General features: G+C 67.9%; 15 protein-coding genes. 4 read left to right on the top strand and 11 right to left on the bottom strand.

Features of this window, described 5'->3' with window-relative positions; all coding sequences use genetic code 11:
• Positions 1-67: 67 nt before the first annotated feature.
• From I6H87_RS09665 to I6H87_RS09640, 6 genes are all read right to left on the bottom strand, one after another.
• Positions 68-3,001, bottom strand: a complete 2,934-nt coding sequence (locus I6H87_RS09665) for a ribonucleoside-diphosphate reductase subunit alpha (protein WP_011616072.1) — start codon at positions 2,999-3,001, stop codon at positions 68-70.
• Positions 3,002-3,496: 495 nt separating this feature from the next.
• Complete coding sequence (ampD, locus tag I6H87_RS09660) at positions 3,497-4,114, bottom strand: 1,6-anhydro-N-acetylmuramyl-L-alanine amidase AmpD (RefSeq protein WP_011616073.1); 618 nt, start codon at positions 4,112-4,114, stop codon at positions 3,497-3,499.
• A complete protein-coding gene (locus I6H87_RS09655) occupies positions 4,111-5,736 on the bottom strand; it encodes a sigma-54-dependent transcriptional regulator (RefSeq protein ID WP_193385846.1) in 1,626 nt (541 codons plus the stop codon). Before I6H87_RS09655 ends, ampD begins: the two co-directional genes overlap by 4 nt.
• Positions 5,737-5,761: 25 nt before the next feature.
• On the bottom strand, positions 5,762-7,867 hold the full coding sequence (locus tag I6H87_RS09650; RefSeq protein WP_010814734.1) for a sensor histidine kinase: 2,106 nt from the start codon (positions 7,865-7,867) through the stop codon (positions 5,762-5,764).
• Positions 7,864-8,166: a PP0621 family protein gene (locus I6H87_RS09645; RefSeq protein WP_010814735.1), complete on the bottom strand. Its 303-nt coding sequence runs from the start codon at positions 8,164-8,166 to the stop codon at positions 7,864-7,866. Before I6H87_RS09645 ends, I6H87_RS09650 begins: the two co-directional genes overlap by 4 nt.
• Before the next feature lie 6 nt (positions 8,167-8,172).
• Positions 8,173-9,111 carry a cytochrome C assembly family protein gene (locus I6H87_RS09640; RefSeq protein WP_010814736.1) on the bottom strand — a complete coding sequence of 313 codons (939 nt, stop codon included), beginning with the start codon at positions 9,109-9,111 and terminating at the stop codon, positions 8,173-8,175.
• A 141-nt stretch (positions 9,112-9,252) separates the two neighbouring features.
• Between I6H87_RS09640 and ffh the strand changes: the two genes are divergently transcribed.
• Both ffh and I6H87_RS09630 read left to right on the top strand, forming a co-directional pair.
• The gene (gene ffh / locus I6H87_RS09635; protein WP_010814737.1) at positions 9,253-10,647 is read left to right on the top strand and encodes a signal recognition particle protein; all 1,395 of its coding nucleotides are present in this window, start codon (positions 9,253-9,255) and stop codon (positions 10,645-10,647) included.
• Between the two features lie 56 nt (positions 10,648-10,703).
• Positions 10,704-11,246, top strand: coding sequence for a hypoxanthine-guanine phosphoribosyltransferase (locus I6H87_RS09630; protein ID WP_011616075.1), 543 nt, complete (start codon positions 10,704-10,706; stop codon positions 11,244-11,246).
• A gap of 46 nt (positions 11,247-11,292) precedes the next feature.
• Here the strand turns inward: I6H87_RS09630 and I6H87_RS09625 are convergent, their stop codons facing one another.
• The 4 genes from I6H87_RS09625 to I6H87_RS09610 all read right to left on the bottom strand — a co-directional run bounded on the left by I6H87_RS09625 (position 11,293) and on the right by I6H87_RS09610 (position 15,404).
• Complete coding sequence (locus I6H87_RS09625) at positions 11,293-11,907, bottom strand: LysE family translocator (RefSeq protein WP_010814739.1); 615 nt, start codon at positions 11,905-11,907, stop codon at positions 11,293-11,295.
• Between the two features lie 136 nt (positions 11,908-12,043).
• The gene (locus I6H87_RS09620; RefSeq protein WP_011616076.1) at positions 12,044-12,937 is read right to left on the bottom strand and encodes a 2OG-Fe(II) oxygenase; all 894 of its coding nucleotides are present in this window, start codon (positions 12,935-12,937) and stop codon (positions 12,044-12,046) included.
• A complete protein-coding gene (locus I6H87_RS09615; RefSeq protein ID WP_011616077.1) occupies positions 12,934-13,677 on the bottom strand; it encodes a lytic transglycosylase domain-containing protein in 744 nt (247 codons plus the stop codon). The genes I6H87_RS09620 and I6H87_RS09615 overlap by 4 nt, the downstream gene beginning before the upstream one ends.
• 5 nt (positions 13,678-13,682) lie before the next feature.
• Positions 13,683-15,404 (bottom strand): proline--tRNA ligase, encoded by a 1,722-nt coding sequence (locus I6H87_RS09610; protein ID WP_011616078.1) that lies wholly within the window; start codon positions 15,402-15,404, stop codon positions 13,683-13,685.
• Positions 15,405-15,596: 192 nt separating this feature from the next.
• Between I6H87_RS09610 and I6H87_RS09605 the strand changes: the two genes are divergently transcribed.
• Both I6H87_RS09605 and I6H87_RS09600 read left to right on the top strand, forming a co-directional pair.
• Entirely contained in the window at positions 15,597-16,271 is a 675-nt protein-coding gene (locus I6H87_RS09605) for an RNA pyrophosphohydrolase (protein WP_011616079.1), read from the top strand.
• Positions 16,264-16,845, top strand: a complete 582-nt coding sequence (locus I6H87_RS09600) for a CNP1-like family protein (protein WP_010814744.1) — start codon at positions 16,264-16,266, stop codon at positions 16,843-16,845. Before I6H87_RS09605 ends, I6H87_RS09600 begins: the two co-directional genes overlap by 8 nt.
• Before the next feature lie 81 nt (positions 16,846-16,926).
• Here the strand turns inward: I6H87_RS09600 and proB are convergent, their stop codons facing one another.
• Positions 16,927-18,045 carry a glutamate 5-kinase gene (gene proB, locus I6H87_RS09595; RefSeq protein WP_010814745.1) on the bottom strand — a complete coding sequence of 373 codons (1,119 nt, stop codon included), beginning with the start codon at positions 18,043-18,045 and terminating at the stop codon, positions 16,927-16,929.
• Positions 18,046-18,058 lie beyond the last annotated feature (13 nt).

The following is an 18,058-nucleotide window of genomic DNA, read 5'->3' as shown; positions in this document are numbered from 1 at the left end:
GGCTTTGGCAGTTCCAACTTCTTGAGCTTGAACATAACAACACCTCCTTAAACAACCGCCTCAGAACTTATTGGCAAGCCTCGCACTCTTCAAAGCCAGGATCACCGGGGCGCATCGTGCAGACCGCGCCTTCGGCTTCCGGCATGGCCGGGGCCGATGCGGCGGCTGCGTCCAGGGCGGAGCCGCTGTCGCTGCCCGACGACACTGCGTTCAGCGAGCCGCGCGACACGGTGGACTTCTCCACGTGGGTCGCAGCCATCGTGCGCAGGTAGTACGTGGTCTTCAGGCCGCGCACCCATGCCAGCTTGTAGGTGTCGTCCAGCTTCTTGCCCGACGCGCCGGCCATGTAGATGTTCAGCGACTGGGCCTGGTCGATCCACTTCTGGCGGCGGCTGGCGGCTTCCACCAGCCAGGTCGGCTCGACTTCGAACGCGGTGGCGTAGATGTCGCGCAGGTCTTGCGGAATGCGGTCGATGCGCGACAGCGAGCCGTCGAAGTACTTCAGGTCGGCAACCATCACTTCGTCCCACAGGCCGCGTTCCTTCAGGTCGCGCACCAGGTAGTCATTGACCACGGTGAACTCGCCCGACAGGTTGGACTTGACGTACAGGTTCTGGAACGTCGGCTCGATGCAGGCGGACACGCCGATGATGTTCGAGATCGTGGCGGTCGGCGCGATCGCGATGCAGTTCGAGTTGCGCATGCCGTGCTGCTTGATGCGGGCGCGCAGTGCGTCCCAGTCCATGGTGGCGGACATGTCGACATCCAGGTAGCCGCCGCGCTCTTCGGCCAGCAGCTTGAGCGAGTCTTGCGGCAGGATGCCACGGTCCCACAGCGAACCTTCATAGCTGCTGTAGCGGCCGCGCTCTTCGGCCAGCTCGGTCGAAGCGTGGTAGGCGTAGTAGCACACCGCTTCCATCGAGGTATCGGCAAACTTGACGGCGGCATCGCTGGAATACGGCGTGCGCAGCACGTGCAGGCAGTCCTGGAAGCCCATGATGCCCATGCCGACCGGACGGTGGCGCAGGTTGGAATTGCGCGCCTTGTCCACGGCGTAGTAGTTGATGTCGATCACGTTGTCGAGCATGCGCATGGCAGTGCGCACGGTCTTCTGCAGCTTGGCGTGATCCAGCGCGTAGGTGCCGTCGGCCTGCTTGGCCATGTGTGCGACCAGGTTGACCGAGCCCAGGTTGCAGACGGCGATCTCGCTCTCATTGGTGTTGAGCGTGATTTCCGTGCACAGGTTGGAGCTGTGCACCACGCCCACGTGCTGCTGCGGGCTGCGGATGTTGCACGGATCCTTGAAGGTGATCCACGGGTGGCCGGTCTCGAACAGCATGCCCAGCATCTTGCGCCACAGTTGCAGCGCCGGCAGCTTCTTGAACAGCTTCAGTTCGCCGCTGGCGGCCTTGGCTTCGTAGCCCAGGTAGGCCTTCTCGAATTCCTTGCCGACCTTGTCGTGCAGGTCCGGGCAGGTGGCGGGCGAGAACAGGGTCCATTCGCCGCCTTCCATCACGCGCTTCATGAACAGGTCCGGGATCCAGTTGGCCGTGTTCATGTCGTGGGTGCGGCGGCGGTCGTCGCCGGTGTTCTTGCGCAGTTCCAGGAATTCTTCGATGTCCAGGTGCCACGTTTCCAGGTAGGCGCAGACGGCGCCCTTGCGCTTGCCGCCCTGGTTCACGGCGACGGCGGTGTCGTTCACCACCTTCAGGAACGGGACCACGCCTTGCGACTTGCCGTTGGTGCCCTTGATGTGCGAGCCGAGCGCGCGCACGTTGGTCCAGTCATTGCCCAGGCCGCCGGCGAACTTGGACAGCAGCGCGTTTTCCTTCAGCGCTTCGTAGATGCCTTCCAGGTCGTCGGAGACGGTGGTCAGGTAGCACGACGACAGCTGCGAGCGGCGGGTGCCGGAGTTGAACAGGGTCGGCGTGGACGACATGAAGTCGAACGACGACAGCAGCTGGTAGAACTCGATGGCGCGCGCTTCACGGTCCTTCTCGTTCAGCGCCAGGCCCATGGCCACGCGCATGAAGAAGGCCTGCGGCATTTCGATGCGGGTTTCATCGATATGCAGGAAGTAGCGGTCGTACAGGGTCTGCAGGCCCAGGTAGTTGAACTGGAAGTCGCGGCCGGCGTCCAGCGCGGCGCCCAGGCGGGCCAGGTCGAAGGTGGCCAGTTGCTCGTCCAGCAGCTCGGCTTCGATGCCGCGGGCGATGAACTTGGGGAAGTACTCGGCGTAACGCGTGCTCATTTCGGCCTGCGTCACTTCGGTGCCCAGGATTTCCTTGCGGATCGTGTGCAGCAGGATACGGGCGGTGACCTGGCTATAGTCCGGGTCCTTTTCGATCAGGGTACGCGCGGCCAGGATGGCGGAGTCGTACACCTGCGTCATCGGCACGCCGTCGTACAGGTTCTTCAGGGTTTCCTTCAGGATCGGCTCGGCGCTCACTGCGTTGCCAAGGCCGCTGCAGGCGTTGTCGATCAGGTCATGCAGCGCGGCGATGTCCAGCACGTGGGTGACGCCGCCATCGGTCACGTTGACCGAGATGCCGCCTTCCTGCACGCGGGCCACGGCCTGGGCGTTGGCCTGGGCGCGCTCGTCCTTGCGCTTCTCGCGGTACAGCACGTAGGCGCGGGCCACTTCATGCTCGCCCGAGCGCATCAGCGCCAGTTCCACGTGGTCCTGCACGTCTTCGATATGGATGGCGCCGCCGTTGGGGCGGCTGCGCACCAGTGCGCGCACGACGTTGTCAGTCAGTTGCTCGACGATCTCGCGCACACGCGCGGACGCGGCGCCCTGCCCGCCGTTCACGGCGAGGAAGGCCTTGGTCATGGCAACGGCGATCTTGGACGGCTCGAAAGCCACCACGGCGCCGTTGCGTCGAATGATCTTGTGATCCGGGTAGTTCGTATTGGCGGCGTTGGCGGGGGTCTGCTGCGCGGTCGGTGCAATACCGGCGGCGGCGCCACCCGTGGTGATTTCGTTCTGGGCCGTTTGCATGAGAACTCCTGTTTTTACCCTGGAAATAAGAGACAAAAGAGTCCCTGGCGAAATGCGGCGAAAAGAACGTCCCTCCCGGCGTGAGGTCGGGGGCGGACAGACTGCCTTTACGTGAACATTTCGCCAGGGACTCTTGTGATTCGCTGGCCTTAGCGGGCGGTTTCGAGACGATGCACGAACTTCGTGATCCCTGACTCACCCTTGGGGCCGGCTCCCCGGTTTGACTACTAGATATAGTGTGTGACGCGTGAAACTGGGCTAAGTATAGTGAAACGAATCCGAATGACCAGTCTTGACAAGCGCTATTTCGGGGGCGGTTGCGCCGATGCGGCAGCGCCACATGCCCGCAAGCCTAATACTCGCAAGGGTTTTCGCCAGACCGTTCGCAACTGCACATTTCACAAAAATTTTTTTGATTGTTGCGAGGTTGCGATAGCCCCACCCCGAGGTAGGGCATGTGCGCCGGAACGGGGCGCACGGGGATGGGGAATGAGGTTAAGGATTCGTCACCTGGCCAGCCGCGCCAGGGCACTGGTAGGGCAACATGCCCGGCGCCACGCCTGCCTGCCTGGCGAAGCGCGCCCAGTCGAAATGCGGGCCGGGATCGGTCTTGCGCCCCGGGGCGATGTCGCTGTGCCCAGCAATCGCGCGCACCGGGTAGGCGGCCAGCAGCGCCGGCACCAGCGCGGCCACGGTGTCGTACTGGGCCAGGGTGAACGGCAGGTCGTCGCAGCCCTCGATCTCGATGCCGATGGAGAAATCGTTGCAGCGGGCGCGGCCGAAGAAGTCGGACTGTCCGGCGTGCCAGGCCCGCTGCGTGCACGGGACAAACTGCACCAGCTCCCCCTCGCGCGTGACCAGGAAGTGCGCGGACACCTGCACCTGGTGGATGGTGGCAAAGTACGGGTGCTTGTTGGGATCGAGCCGGTTCTGGAAGAAGGCCTCGATGTCGCCGCTGCCGAACTGGCCGGGCGGCAGGCTGATGTTGTGCAGCACCACCAGGTCCACCGGCATGCCGGCCGGGCGCTCGTCAAAGTTTGGTGACGGCACGCGGCGCGCGGCGGGGACCCAGCCGTCGGCCTCTGGCAGATAGCGGTGCTCGGGCTTGCTCATGACGTGCCCTCGCCTTCCACGGTGCTGCGTTCGGCGGCGTCCATGGCCTCGCGGATGCCCAGTTGCTGGATACGGTAGCGCAGCTGGCGCAGGTTCAGGCCCAGCAGCGGCGCGGCCGCGGTGCGGTTGAAGTTGGTCTGCGCCAGCGCCTGCAGGATCAGCTCGCGCTCCACGGCTTCCAGCCTGGCTTGCAGGTCGATCGGGAAGACGATGCCGCGGCAGGCGCGTTCGGCGGGATCGCCGGCGGGCTCGGGTTCGGGCGCGCTGGCCGGGGCCGGCACCACGGGCGGCGGCTCTGCCGGGGCCGGCGCGGGCGCGGCGGCCGGCGGCACCGGCGCCCACATGCCTGCGGCGCCCCAGGGGGCGGAATAGTTGGTGGGCGCCATCGCCGGCGCGGGGGCATGCATCAGCCCGGCGCGCTCGGCGCCGGCGTCCAGCGGGCCCAGGTCGGCCAGCTCGATCTCTTCGCTCTCGGCAAAGGCGTAGGCGCGCTCCAGCAGGTTCTCCAGCTCGCGCACGTTGCCGGGGAACGGATAGGCCACCAGCCGTTGCAGCGCCGCCGGCGACAGCCGCTTGGGGCGCGGGTCGCCGTAGCGCACCGCCAGGTGGTCCAGGATGGCGCGCGCCAGCACCGGGATGTCTTCACCGCGCTCGCGCAGCGTGGGCATGCGCAGCGCCAGCACGTTCAGGCGGTAGTACAAGTCCTGCCGGAACTGCCCGGCCGACACCATCGCCGCCAGGTCCTTGTGGCTGGCGCACATCACGCGCACGTCGACGGCGTCTTCGCGGCTGGCGCCGATCTTGCGCACGCGGCGCTCCTGCAGCGCGCGCAGCAGCTTGACCTGCATCGGCAGCGGCAGGTCGGCCACCTCGTCGAGCAGCAGCGTGCCGCCGTTGGCGGCCTGGAAGAAGCCGCCGCGCTCCCCGTCGGCACCGGTGAAGGCGCCTTTGACATGGCCGAAGAACTCGGACTCCATCAGGTTCTCGGGGATGGCGCCGCAGTTGACGGCGATAAACGGATGCGCGGCCCGGCCGCTGGTCGCGTGGATGGCGCGCGCGGCGCGCTCCTTGCCGCTGCCGGATTCGCCGCTGATCACCACCGGCGCCATGCTGCGCGCCAGCCGCGACAGCGAACGGCGCACCTCCAGCATGGCGGCGGAATGGCCGGGCAGCAGGGCGGCGGCGCGGTCGGCGGCCTGCTCGGCCGCGGCGGCTTCGGCATCGGTGCTGTCGCGTTGCTGGCGGCCCAGCGCGTTCAGCACCAGGCTGCGCAGCTGCTCCAGCGATACCGGCTTGGCGATGTAGTCGAAGGCGCCGGCCTTGAGTGCTTCCACGGCGTTGTCGGCGCTGCCGTAGGCGGTGATGACCGCCACCGGGATGCGTTCCGGCGCGGCCGACAGCTGGCGCACGATCTCGATGCCCAGGCCGTCGCCCAGGCGCATGTCGGTCAGCACCAGGCTGTAGCGGCGCTGCGCCAGCTTCTCGCGCGCCTCGGCGAGCGAGCCGGCCAGCACCACGTCATGGCCCATGCGGCGGATCGAGATGTCCAGCAGCTCGCGCAGGTCGGCCTCGTCGTCGATGACCAGGATGGGATCGGGCGCTCGGGACATTCGGGGTGGCATGGGGTGGTGGCTGGGTTGGGACAGGTCAGGCGGCGGCCGCATCGGCACTCTCGATGCGCAGCGTCAGCACGAAAGCCTTGGCCGGCAGTGTATCGCGCGCGGCGGCGGCCAGCATGCCAGTGCGCTCCAACAGCGCCGGCAAGGCGATGGCGCCGTAGCGCACCTGGGCGTCATTGGCGCCGCACAGCTCGCGCGCCATGAACAGGCCCAGCCCGGTGCCCTGGGCGTTGCTGGTGAAGAACGGTTCGAACAGGCTGCGCTGGTGCTCGCGCGCGACTTCGGCGCCGTCGTTCCAGACGATCAGCTCGGCATGGTGCTGGTCCAGCGCATGCGCCAGCAGCCGGATCGATCCCGGCAGCCGGCTGCAGTAGCGCCAGGCGTTGTCCAGCAGGTTGCCCAGCACCTGCTGCAGCTGCGAGGCGTCGAACACCACCGGCTGGGCCACGTCCACGGTCAGCCGGATGGCATTGGCGTTGATGTCGGCCCGGCCCGCCGGGCGGGTCTCGCCGGCGCGCGGGCGGCGCGAGCGCATTTCGGCGCGCCAGCGCTCGACGATCTCGGGCAGCGCCTGCGCCAGGTGCACGGTGCTGCGGCCGGTGCGCGGGCGGCGCGACATCTGCAGCACGTCTGACACCACCTGGTCCAGCCGGCGCACGTTGTCGTTGATGATGCGCAGCAGGCGGGCGTCGATATCGACATCGGCGCCGCCATGGTCTTGCGCGGCAGGGTCGCGCCGGCCGGAGTCTCCCAGCAGCTCGCTGGCCTGGCTGATTGCTGCCAGCGGGTTGCGGATCTGGTGCGCGATGCTGGCCACCAGCCGGCCCATGGCGGCCAGCTTTTCCTGCTGCACCTGCTCGGCGATGCGTTCCCAGCTTTCGATATGGACCAGCACGGTGTCGCGCATCTCGTTGCGCAGCAGGGCCTCATCCTCCTGCGACCAGGCCATGGCCTCGTTCTGGGCGATGGCCAGGCGCAGGCGGCCGGCGGCTTCGGGCGACAGTTCGCTCCAGGCGGCGGTATCCAGCGTGGCCGGCACGGTGCGGCCATGCGCCATGGTCGAGCGCAATCCTGCCAGCCCCGGCAGCACAAAGCGCAGCCGCAGCCGGGTGTGCTGCATGGTGCCGTCGGCCAGCGCGGTGCCGGACGCCATCGGCAGCAGCTGCAGGATGCGCGGCACGTCGTCCTTGCTGTGCAGCCAGTCGCGCAGCATCTCCATCAGCGGCTGCAGGCGCGGGATGCGGCGCAGGTCGAACAGCACTGCTTCTCCGCCCTGACCTGCCGCACCACCCAGCCGGCGCGAGTAGATGCGCTCATGCGGCTGCACGCCCAGCAGCACCACCGCCGCGGGGTTGGCGGCCACCACCGCGCCGTTGGCGCGCACCAGCATCACGCCGTCCTGCATGTCGTTGACCATGAGCCGGTTGACCAGCTGCTGCAGGCGCAGCTCCTGCTCGCGCGCCAGCGCCAGGCGCTCCTGCGCGATCTGGCGGTTGGCCAGCATATACATCAGCAGCGCCGCGATCATGAACACCAGGCCGAACAGGCCCGAGCCCAGCAGCCCGGCATCGGCCTGGCGCAGCAGGATGGTGTGCATGAAGGGCCCGCTCATCACCACCAGCGCGGAGATCGACGCGGCAAACAGCGCGAACAGCAGGCTGGTCAGTGCGCCGGCTTCCAGCGCGGGCAGCAGGAAGATCATGGCCAGGCCCTCGGCCTGCCCGCCCCGCCCCAGCACGCTGAAGACCAGCGCCAGCAGGGCCAGGTCGGCCAGCACCTGCACCCGCACGCGCAGATGGAAGTGCCGGCGCCACAGCGTGCCGGCCAGCATCGCCACGGCAATGCCAAGATAGGGCACGGCGATGGTCATGGCCGCCGCGTGCTCGATGCCGCCCAGGCCCCCGAGGTCGAACGGCACGGGCGGGATCGCATTCGTGATGGCGGTGACGGAGGCCGGCTCGCCGCGCCGCATCAGCGCAAAACCGACCAGCAGCAGGCCCACGGCCACACGGGTCCAGCAGAAATAGCGCAGCAGGCGCCAGTGAAAGTCAGGCGGTTCGGGCTGGCGCCACAGCTGGGCCAGGCCGCGCCAGGCGTTCAGCCGCTGCCAGCCCGACGACGCCGGCTCTGTCATGGGCGGGGGCCGCTGCTGCTGTCGCTGCCCTCGGCCCGGCTTTCGTCAGGCAGGTGGCTGCGGCGGCAGTAGTGCAGGCCGCGCCAGGCAATGGCCTCGCCCTGCGGCAGGTGCACGCCGCACTGGGCGCACTGGACCATGGGTTCGGCGGTGGCGTCGGCCGGGCCGGCGGCGGCAGTGCGCTCGCTGGCCTCGCGGGCCTGGCGTGCGCGGTGTTCAGCCAGCCGCGCCTCGGCGCGGGCGCGCAGCCACCAGATGACGCCCAGCACCACGGCCAGCAGGATCAGGATACGTGCCATGGGGAATCAGAGGCGATGCAGGACGACTTCAATCACGAAACGGCTGCCGACATAGGCCAGCAGCAGGATGCCGAACGAGGCGATGACCCAGCGCAGCGCCACCTTGCCGCGCCAGCCGCGGAAGATGCGCCCGGCCAGGATGCCGCCGAACATGGCCCACGAGATCAGCGCGAACACCGTCTTGTGGTCCAGCCGGAAGGCGCGGCCGAACAGGTCTTCAGAGAACAGCAGGCCCGAGCCGATGGTCAGCGTCAGCAGCACAAAGCCGGCGCCAATCAGCCGGAACAGCAGCTTCTCCAGCGTCAGCAGCGGCGGCAGCAGGTCCAGCCAGCGGCCCAGCCATTCGCTGGGTTGCTGCTCCGGCGGCCGCGCCGGCGCGTGCCGGAAGCCATGCAGGCGCCGTTCGGCCAGCAGCATCAGGAAGGCGTGGAACGCCGCCAGCGTGAACAGCCCGTAGGCCACGTTGGCGATGATGAAATGCAGCTTGAACAGCGGCCGCGCCGCGTAGCCCAGGATCTGCGAGCCGGGGAAGGCCAGCGGCATCAGGCTGGCCACCAGCGCCACCGGGATCACGATCAGGCCCAGGCCCGCCAGCGAGAAGAAGAAGCTTTCGATCCAGTAGATGCCCACGCCCAGCCACAGCATGGCCGACAGTGCGAAGGCAAAGCCGAACATCATGCGCTCGGCCGGGAAGATGGTTTCATGCAGCAGCATGCCGTGGCTGGCCAGCGCCGCCAGCATCAGCACGTGCCACCAGGCCGGGCGCCCTTCGCCGTGCGCGCCGCCCGCCGGGGGGATGGGGCCGCCGCCGGCCACCAGCACGGCCGAGGTCGCCCCCCCTGCCGGGCCGGCAGCGGTGGCAAGGCGTGGGTGGCGCGTGGCCCAGCCGTGAAAGGCCAGGCCGCAATAGAGAAGTGCCGTCAGGGCATACAGTACAATGACCATTTACGCAGTTTACCTTAGTGCCCACGGACGGTGGCGGCCCGCTTGAACCGGTGTAACCGGTGTTCCAGGCCCGCCCCGTGTGCAAGACTGCCTCCGATTTCAGCCCCGAGCCCTGCTCCGACTTCTCCCCCGATTCCTGCCATGCTGGACAATCTCACTCAACGCCTGGCGCGTGTGGTCAAGACCATGCGCGGCGAGGCGCGCCTGACCGAGGCCAACACCGCCGAGATGCTGCGCGAAGTGCGCCTTGCCATGCTCGAAGCTGACGTGGCGCTGCCGGTCGTGCGCGAATTCGTTGCCCGCGTGAAGGAAAAGGCCATGGGCGAGGAGGTTGTCAGCAGCCTCACCCCGGGCCAGGCCCTGGTCGGCGTGGTCCAGCGCGAGCTGACCGCCGTGATCGGCGGCGCCGACGCGGCCAGCGGCAACAACAAGGAAGCCGAGCTGAACCTGGCCGTGCAGCCGCCCGCCATCATCCTGATGGCCGGCCTGCAGGGCGCCGGCAAGACCACCACCGTGGGCAAGCTGGCCAAGTGGCTCAAGGAAAACAAAAAGAAGAAGGTGCTGACGGTCTCGTGCGACGTCTACCGCCCCGCCGCTATCGCCCAGCTCAAGACCGTTTCCGAGCAAGTCGGCGCTGACTTCTTCCCGTCGCAGCCGGACCAGAAGCCGGCGGACATCGCCCGCGCGGCGGTGGACTGGGCGCGCAAGCACTACCACGACGTGCTGATCGTCGACACGGCCGGCCGGCTCGGTATCGACGAGCTGATGATGCAGGAAATCGCCGCCCTGCACGCCGAGCTGAAGCCCGCCGAAACCCTGTTCGTGGTCGACGCCATGCTGGGCCAGGACGCGGTCAACACCGCCAAGGCCTTCAACGACACCCTGCCGCTGACAGGCGTGGTGCTGACCAAGCTGGACGGCGACGCGCGCGGCGGCGCGGCGCTGTCGGTGCGCCATATCACCGGCCGCCCGATCAAGTTTGTCGGCGTCGGCGAAAAGCTGGACGGCCTGGAGCCCTTCTACCCCGACCGCATGGCCCAGCGCATCCTGGGCATGGGCGACATCCTCGCGCTGGTCGAGGAAGCCCAGCGCGGCGTGGACATGGAAGCGGCCGAGAAGCTGGCCAAGAAGATCAAGAAGACCGGTGACTTCGACCTGGAAGACTTCAAGGCCCAGATCGGCCAGATGAAGAAGATGGGCGGCCTGGGCAGCCTGGTCGACAAGCTGCCGGCGCAGTTCGCCCAGCAGGCGCAGGGCGCCAACATGGACCAGGCCGAGAAGCAGGTGGCCCGCATGGAAGGCATCATCAACAGCATGACGCCCACCGAGCGCGCCAAGCCCGAGCTGATCAAGGCCAGCCGCAAGCGCCGCATTGCCGCGGGCGCCGGCGTGCCGGTGCAGGAAGTGAACCGCCTGCTCAACCAGTTCGACCAGATGCAGTCCATGATGAAAAAGCTCAAGGGCGGCGGCATGATGAAGATGATGCGCCAGATGGGCGCGATGAAGGGCGGCATGAAGGGCCTCTTCAACCGCTAGAATCCGTCCGTCGCACCCCGACTTGCCTCCCCCCGCAAAAGAACAGGAAAGACATCATGATGAGTGCCGTACAGGCCCGCGAGCTGTGGGCCAACTCCGAGGAAATCGTCTCCGCCGCGGAAGTCCAGGCGTCGCTGGACCGCATGGCCGCGGAAATCACCGCCAAGATGGGCGATGCCTTCCCGCTGGTGCTGTCGGTGATGGGCGGCGCGGTGGTCTTCACCGGCATGCTGCTGCCCAAGCTGGCCTTCCCGCTGGAGTTCGACTACATCCACCTCTCGCGCTACAACAACAAGACCGTGGGCGGCGAGATGCAGTGGCGCGTGGCCCCGCGCGAGTCGGTCAAGGACCGCGTGGTGCTGGTGCTGGACGACATCCTGGATGAAGGCGAGACCATGGCCGCGATCCGCGAGCGCATCATGGACATGGGCGCCAAGGAATTCCACGCCGCGGTGCTGTGCGAGAAGACGCTGACCAAGATCAAGCCCATGCATCCGGACTTCTGCGGCTTTGCCGTGCCGGACCGCTATGTGTTTGGGTGCGGCATGGATGCCAAGGGCTACTGGCGCAACCTGGACTCGATCCGCGCGCTGGTTTGATCAGTTAATACAGGCACCCGCCCGGGTGCCTGCCCCGGCGCCATCCTCAGGCGCCCAGGATCGGCCACAGCGAGGCCAGCAGCAGCACGGCCATGCCGATATTGAAGGCGCGCAGCACCCGCGGACGCGCCAGCCAGCGCCGCAGCGCAGAGCCGCACAGTGCCCACATCGCCACGCTGGGCAGGTTCACCACCCCGAAGATCCCCGCCAGCAGCAGCACGTTGAGCCACAGGTTGCCGTGCAGCACATAGGTGCTGCACGCACCCACCGCCATCACCCACGCCTTGGGATTGACCCACTGGAACGCCGCCGCCGCCCAGAAGCCCATCGGCCGCTTGACCTGCTGGTCCTGCACGCCGCCGGCGGTGGCCAGCTTCCACGCCAGCCATATCAAGTAGACCGTCGCCACCACGCGCAGCACCTGCCAGGTCCACGGGAAGGCGTGGAACATCGATCCCAGCCCCAGCCCGACCAGCCCCACCATCAGCGCAAAGCCAATGCTGACGCCGAGCAGGTGCGGCACCGTGCGCACGAAGCCGAAATTCACGCCCGAGGCGAGCAGCATCGTGTTGTTGGGACCGGGGGTGATCGACGACACCAGCGCAAAGCCGGCAAACGCGGCGAAGACACCGGTTCCGGCGGCGAGTTGGGACACTTCCATGACTGACTCCAGGGCGTTCAGGGAAATCAGTCTACGGTCAGTTAGCGGTACAGTACCGGTACAATTTTTGGAATTAATGCCGATACGGCGCCGGGCACGGGATCAGTACCGCGCAGTGCGCTCCTGCGAAACACAATCAGGCGTCGCTGCGGTACGGCCGTTCGCGCAGCCACTTGGTGGCGATCCACTTCTCGCCGAAGGCCACCGGCAGCCCCGCGTGCAGGGTGCGCTCGTCCAGCGCGCCGTCGGGCAGCAGGTAGCTGAAGTACACCGCATTGCCCTTGACCGGCGCCACCTCCAGCCCCACGCGCGGGAACGCGGTGGCGCCGCCCGCCTCGGGCGTGTTCAGGTAGATCACCAGGGTGGCGATGCGCTGCCCGCCGACGGACAGCTGGCGCGCCTCGCCGGGGCGCTGCGGATTGAAGTAGTCGAAGTGCGGCTGGTACTCGCCGCCGGGCTTGTAGTTGAGGATCTGCAGGCCTTCGCCGTGCTCGGCCGGCACGCCGGTGACGGCGGCGATGCGGGCCTCGATGCGCGTGATCAGGGGGTGCTCGGCCACCTGGAACATCGCGCCCATGCTGGTGCGGGCATCGATCAGGTTCTCGTCGCCGGTGTCCGGGTTGACCACCGGCGAGCGCGCCAGGCGGCCGCGCGACAGCGCCACCAGGGCATCGCACTCGTCGTCGGTCAGCAGCTGCTGGAACAATTGGACCTGTGGCGACGCCAGCCGGAACAGGATCGGGACCTGGCGGTCCCCGCCATCGGCCGCGTAGACCGCGGGCGTGCCGGCTGCAGCTGCGGAGCGCGCCGGCGCAGGCCGGGCCGGCGCGGCACCATAGGCATCTTGTGCAAATGCCGCGGCCACGGCCTGGCGCGCAAAGGCGTCGTCATAGCCCGAGCGCAGCATCGACAACACCAGCGCATCGGCGGCAAAGCCCTGGGCGATATGCCGGGCCAGCCATTGTTCAAGGTCGGGCGAGGATTCGGTGTAGCCGGTCTTGCCGCCGGCAACGGATGCTTCGCGGATCATGACGGATTGGCGGCGACGCGCTGCGACGAGAACGGGTTGCGGGCAGGCGGCTCGGACACCGGTGCGCGCGGGCGCGACGGCGCGACCTCGGGCTCGCCGGCCACGGTGACCGTGGCTTCGGAATACTGCCAGCGCTTCCACGCCGCCAGCACCGCGTTCGGATATTCGGGGCGGCCGCGGCTGCCGTTGTAGCGGCCCAGCGCCAGGTACAGGTCGCCCTGCTCGCGGTCCAGGTAGTAGCGCAGGATGGTGCAGCCGTAACGCAGGTTGCTCTGCAGGTGAAACAGCTTGCGCGGGTCGCTGTCGCCGATGGCGCGCACCCAGAACGGCATCACCTGCATCAGCCCGCGCGCACCGGCCGAGCTGATCGCGTACTTGCGGAAGTTGCTCTCGACCTGGACCAGGCCCAGCACCAGCGCGGGCTCCAGCCCGGCGCGCTTGGCCTCGTAGTAGGCCACCTCGATCAGTTCCACGCGCACCTGCGGCTCGGGGATGCGCGAGGCCAGGCGGGCGGACATCTCGCCCAGCCATTTCAGGTAGGCCAGGCGCTCGCCGCCGGACGCGAATACCGGCCGCGTGGGCCGGTCATCGGCAATGGCGGCGGCCAGCGCGCCGCGCACGGAATCGGCGAGGTCTTCTTCCTTCTGCGCGCCGGCGTGGGCTGCCATGGCCGCGACGGCCAGCAGCAGCCCGCCCGCGCAGCGGCGGGCGGCACCGGTCATGCCGCGGGCGGCGCGCATGGGGCTCAGTTCGCCAGCTGGCTGCGCACGTGGCCGACCACGTCGGCCACGCTGACGGCGGTGGCCTGCGCGTCGCGCCGGCCCTGGTACTCGACCTTGCCTTCCTTCAGGCCGCGGTCGCCCACCACCACGCGGTGCGGCACGCCGATCAGCTCCCAGTCGGCAAACATCACGCCCGGGCGCTCGCCGCGGTCGTCCAGGATGACGTCCACGCCGGCGGCCAGCAGCTCGGCATGGATGCGGTCGGCCTCGGCCTTGACGGCTTCGGAGCGGTCGTAGCCCACCGGGCAGATCACCACCGCGAACGGCGCGATCGCGGCCGGCCAGATGATGCCGCGCTCATCGAAGTTCTGCTCGATCGCCGCGCCCAGGATACGGGTGACGCCGATGCCGTAGCAGCCCATCTGCATCGGCTGGGTCTTGCCGTTCTCGTCCAGAAAGGTGGCGTTCATCGATTCCGAGTAACGCGTGCCCAGCATGAACACGTGGCCCACCTCGATGCCGCGGCAGATTTCCAGCGTGCCCTGGCCGTCCGGCGAGGCGTCGCCGGCGACCACGTTGCGCAGGTCGGCCACGACCGGCTCGGGCAGGTCGCGGCCCCAGTTGACGCCGGTGTAGTGGTAGTCGCGGTAGTTGGCGCCGCAGACGAAATCGCTCATGTTGGCGACGGTGCGGTCGGCCACCACCTTGACCGGCTTCTTCGCGCCGATCGGGCCCAGGTAGCCCGGCGGCGAGCCGAAGGCGTCGACGATCTCGTTCTCGGTGGCAAAGCGGAAGTCGGCCAGGCCCGGCACCTTTGACGCCTTGACCTCGTTCAGCTCATGGTCGCCGCGGATCAGCAGCAGCCAGATCTCGGCGCCGGCCTCGGTGTCCTTGGCCAGCACGATCGACTTGACGGTGCGCTGCAGCGGGATGCCCAGGAACTCGGCCACGTGCTCGCACTTGGCCTTTTCCGGGGTGGCGGTCTTGACCAGGTCTTCGGCCGGCGCGGCGCGGCTGGCCAGCAGGGGCAGCGCCTCGGCGGCCTCCATGTTGGCGGCGTAGTCCGAGGTCGGGCAGTAGACGATGGCGTCTTCGCCGGTGTCGGCGATCACATGGAACTCATGCGAGCCCGAGCCGCCGATGGCGCCGTTGTCGGCCGCCACGGCGCGGAATTCCAGGCCAAAGCGGCGGAAGATGCGCACGTAGGCGTCGTACATGTTCTCGTACGACTTGCGCAGGCCGTCCGTGTCGCGGTCGAAGGAATAGGCATCCTTCATGGTGAACTCGCGCCCGCGCATGATGCCGAAGCGCGGCCGGCGCTCGTCGCGGAACTTGGTCTGGATCTGGTAGAAATTGACCGGCAGCTGCTTGTAGCTGCGGATTTCCGAGCGGGCGATGTCGGTCACCACCTCTTCCGAGGTCGGCTGGACCGCGAAGTCGCGCTCATGGCGGTCCTTCAGGCGCAGCAGCTCGGGGCCCATCTTGTCCCAGCGGCCGGTTTCCTGCCACAGCTCGGCCGGCTGGATCACCGGCATGGACAGCTCCACCGCGCCGGCGCGGTTCATTTCCTCGCGCACGATGTTCTCCACCTTGCGGATCACGCGCAGCCCGATCGGCATGTAGTTGTAGATGCCGGCGCCCAGCTTCTTGATCATGCCGGCGCGCATCATCAGCTTGTGCGAAACGATTTCCGCGTCGGCGGGCGCTTCCTTGAGGGTGGAAATGAAGAATTGCGAGGCTTTCATCCGTAATTTCTCTCTGGGCCGCCGGGCTCGGGAAAACCCGTCCCGGCAAAATCCGGGGGCCGGCGGCACTGAATTGTGGGCACGCGCCTGAAACTGCCCTTCCGCTCGGGGAAAACCAGCATCCCCCGGTCCGGGCCCGGCTGCGCGCTTCCTTTATAATCAGCGTAATTCTAAAGGATTCGAGGTGCAGTCATGCTCGATCGTGAAGGCTTTCGCCCGAACGTCGGCATCATCCTCCTCAACGCACGAAACGAGGTTTTCTGGGGCAAGCGAATCGGCGAACACTCCTGGCAGTTCCCGCAAGGTGGCATCAAGTACGGCGAAACGCCTGAACAGGCCATGTACCGCGAACTGCATGAGGAAATCGGCCTGCTTCCGGAGCACGTCAGGATCGTCGGTCGCACGCGCGACTGGCTGCGTTACGAGGTGCCGGACAAGTTCATCCGCCGCGAGATCCGCGGCCACTACAAGGGCCAGAAACAAATCTGGTTCCTGCTGCGCATGGCCGGCAGGGACTGTGATATCCATCTGCGTGCCACCGAGCACCCTGAATTCGACGCCTGGCGTTGGAGTCATTACTGGGTGCCGCTGGAGGCGGTGATCGAGTTCAAGCGCGATGTCTACCAGCTGGCGCTGACGGAGTTGTCACGCTTCCTGAACCGGCACGCGCGTGTGCCGCTGAGTCCCTATGGCACGCACGGCCCCCACGGCATGCATGGCCGGCATGGCGGGCCGCGCAGCCAGGCGCTCAGCCGCGCCCAGCAGGCGCAGCAGGCCGACGCCGACTGCAATGCCGAGGCCGCGCACGCGACCGAGCACGATTCACCGGCAACGCCGGTTTCCACCTCACGGAGCACTGATGACTAGTTTCACCGGCCTGGGCCGCCGCCGCGGCCTGACCGCTGCCGGCATGCTGATTGCCGCGGCCAGCCTTGCGCTGGCCGGCTGCAAGACCACCGGCAAGGAGATGGCGGAGGAAGAAAGCACCTGGCTCAACCCGTTCGCGCCCAAGACCTTTGATGAGGCCAAGGCGATGCTGCCGGCACCGCCTCAGGACGCCAACCTGATCCCGTTCTCGGTGTCGGGCACCGGCTCGCTGTCATTCGCGGTGGACGGCAAGTCGGTCTCGGTCGGCAAGGACAACGTGGTGCGCTACACGGTCGTCACCACCAGCCAGAGCGGCGCGCGCAACGTGACCTTCGAAGGCCTGCGCTGCGATGCGTTCGAGCGCAAGCTCTACGCCACGCTGCCCAAGGGCGCCACCGAGTGGGTGCCCAACAGCAGCGACTACGGCGAGACCTGGCACCGCATGGAGACTGGCGTGCGCAATGCCTATGCCGCCACGCTGGCGATCGATTTCTTCTGCGAGGGCCGTACCGTGGCCGGCACCGCCGACGCCATGGTGCGCGACCTGCAATCGCGAGCGCCGCGCAAGCGCTGAAGCACGCAGCGTCGACATAAAAAAACGGCGGGACTGCCTGGCAGCCCCGCCGTTTTTGTTTGCGCCCGGCCTGTACGCCCGTCAGACCAGCACCAGGTTGTCGCGATGGATCAGTTCGGGCTCGTTCAGGTGCCCCAGCACGGACTCGATCTCGGATGAGGGCTTGCGCGCGATCAGCCGCGCCTCGGCGCTGGAATAGTTGGTGATGCCGCGCGCCACCTCCTTGCCCTGCGCGTCGACGCACGCGATCACCTCGCCGCGGGCGAACTCGCCCTGCACTTCCGTCACGCCGATCGGCAACAGCGACTTGCCGCCGCTGGTGAGCTTCTCGACCGCGCCGTTGTCGATCACGACCCGGCCGCGCAGCTGCAGGTGGTCGGCCATCCATTGCTTGCGCGCCGTGAGCCGCCCGGTCGGCGCCAGCAGCTGGGTGCCGATGGCCTCGCCCGCGGCCAGGCGCTCCAGCACGTTGGCCTCGCGCCCGGAGGCGATGGTGGTATGGGCGCCGGACTTGGCTGCGCGCTTGGCCGCCAGGATCTTGGTCAGCATGCCGCCGCGCCCGATCGACGTGCCGGCGCCGCCGGCCATGGCCTCCAGCTCGGGGGTGCCGGCCAGGGCCTCGTCCACGAACTGCGCGGCCGGGTCCTTGCGCGGGTCGGCGGTGTACAGGCCGCGCTGGTCGGTCAGGATCACCAGCGCGTCGCCTTCGATCAGGTTGGTCACCAGCGCGCCCAGCGTGTCGTTGTCGCCGAACTTGATTTCGTCGGTGACCACGGTGTCGTTCTCGTTGATGATCGGCACCACGCCCAGGGACAGCAGCGTGAGCAGGGTCGAGCGGGCGTTGAGGTAGCGTTCGCGGTCGGCCAGGTCGGCGTGGGTCAGCAGCACCTGCGCGGTGCGGATGCCGTAGCGGCCGAACTGGCTTTCATAGACCTGCGCCAGGCCCATCTGGCCGACGGCGGCGGCGGCCTGCAGCTCATGGATTTCCTTCGGGCGGCGCACCCAGCCCAGGCGCTGCATGCCTTCGGCGATGGCGCCGGAGCTGACCAGCACCACTTCCTTGCCGGCCACGCGCAGCTTGGCGATCTGGGCCGCCCAGCGGGCGATGGCGTCGTGGTCCAGCCCCTTGCCGTCGTTGGTGACCAGGCTGGAGCCGACTTTGACGACGATGCGCTTTGCCTGCGCGATGACCGATTGCATGACGGGAATCCTG

Source organism: Cupriavidus necator (assembly GCF_016127575.1).
Classification (GTDB): domain Bacteria; phylum Pseudomonadota; class Gammaproteobacteria; order Burkholderiales; family Burkholderiaceae; genus Cupriavidus; species Cupriavidus necator_D.
The sequence above is the reverse complement of the archived record's forward strand: the minus strand, read 5'-3'. Positions and strand labels throughout refer to the sequence as shown.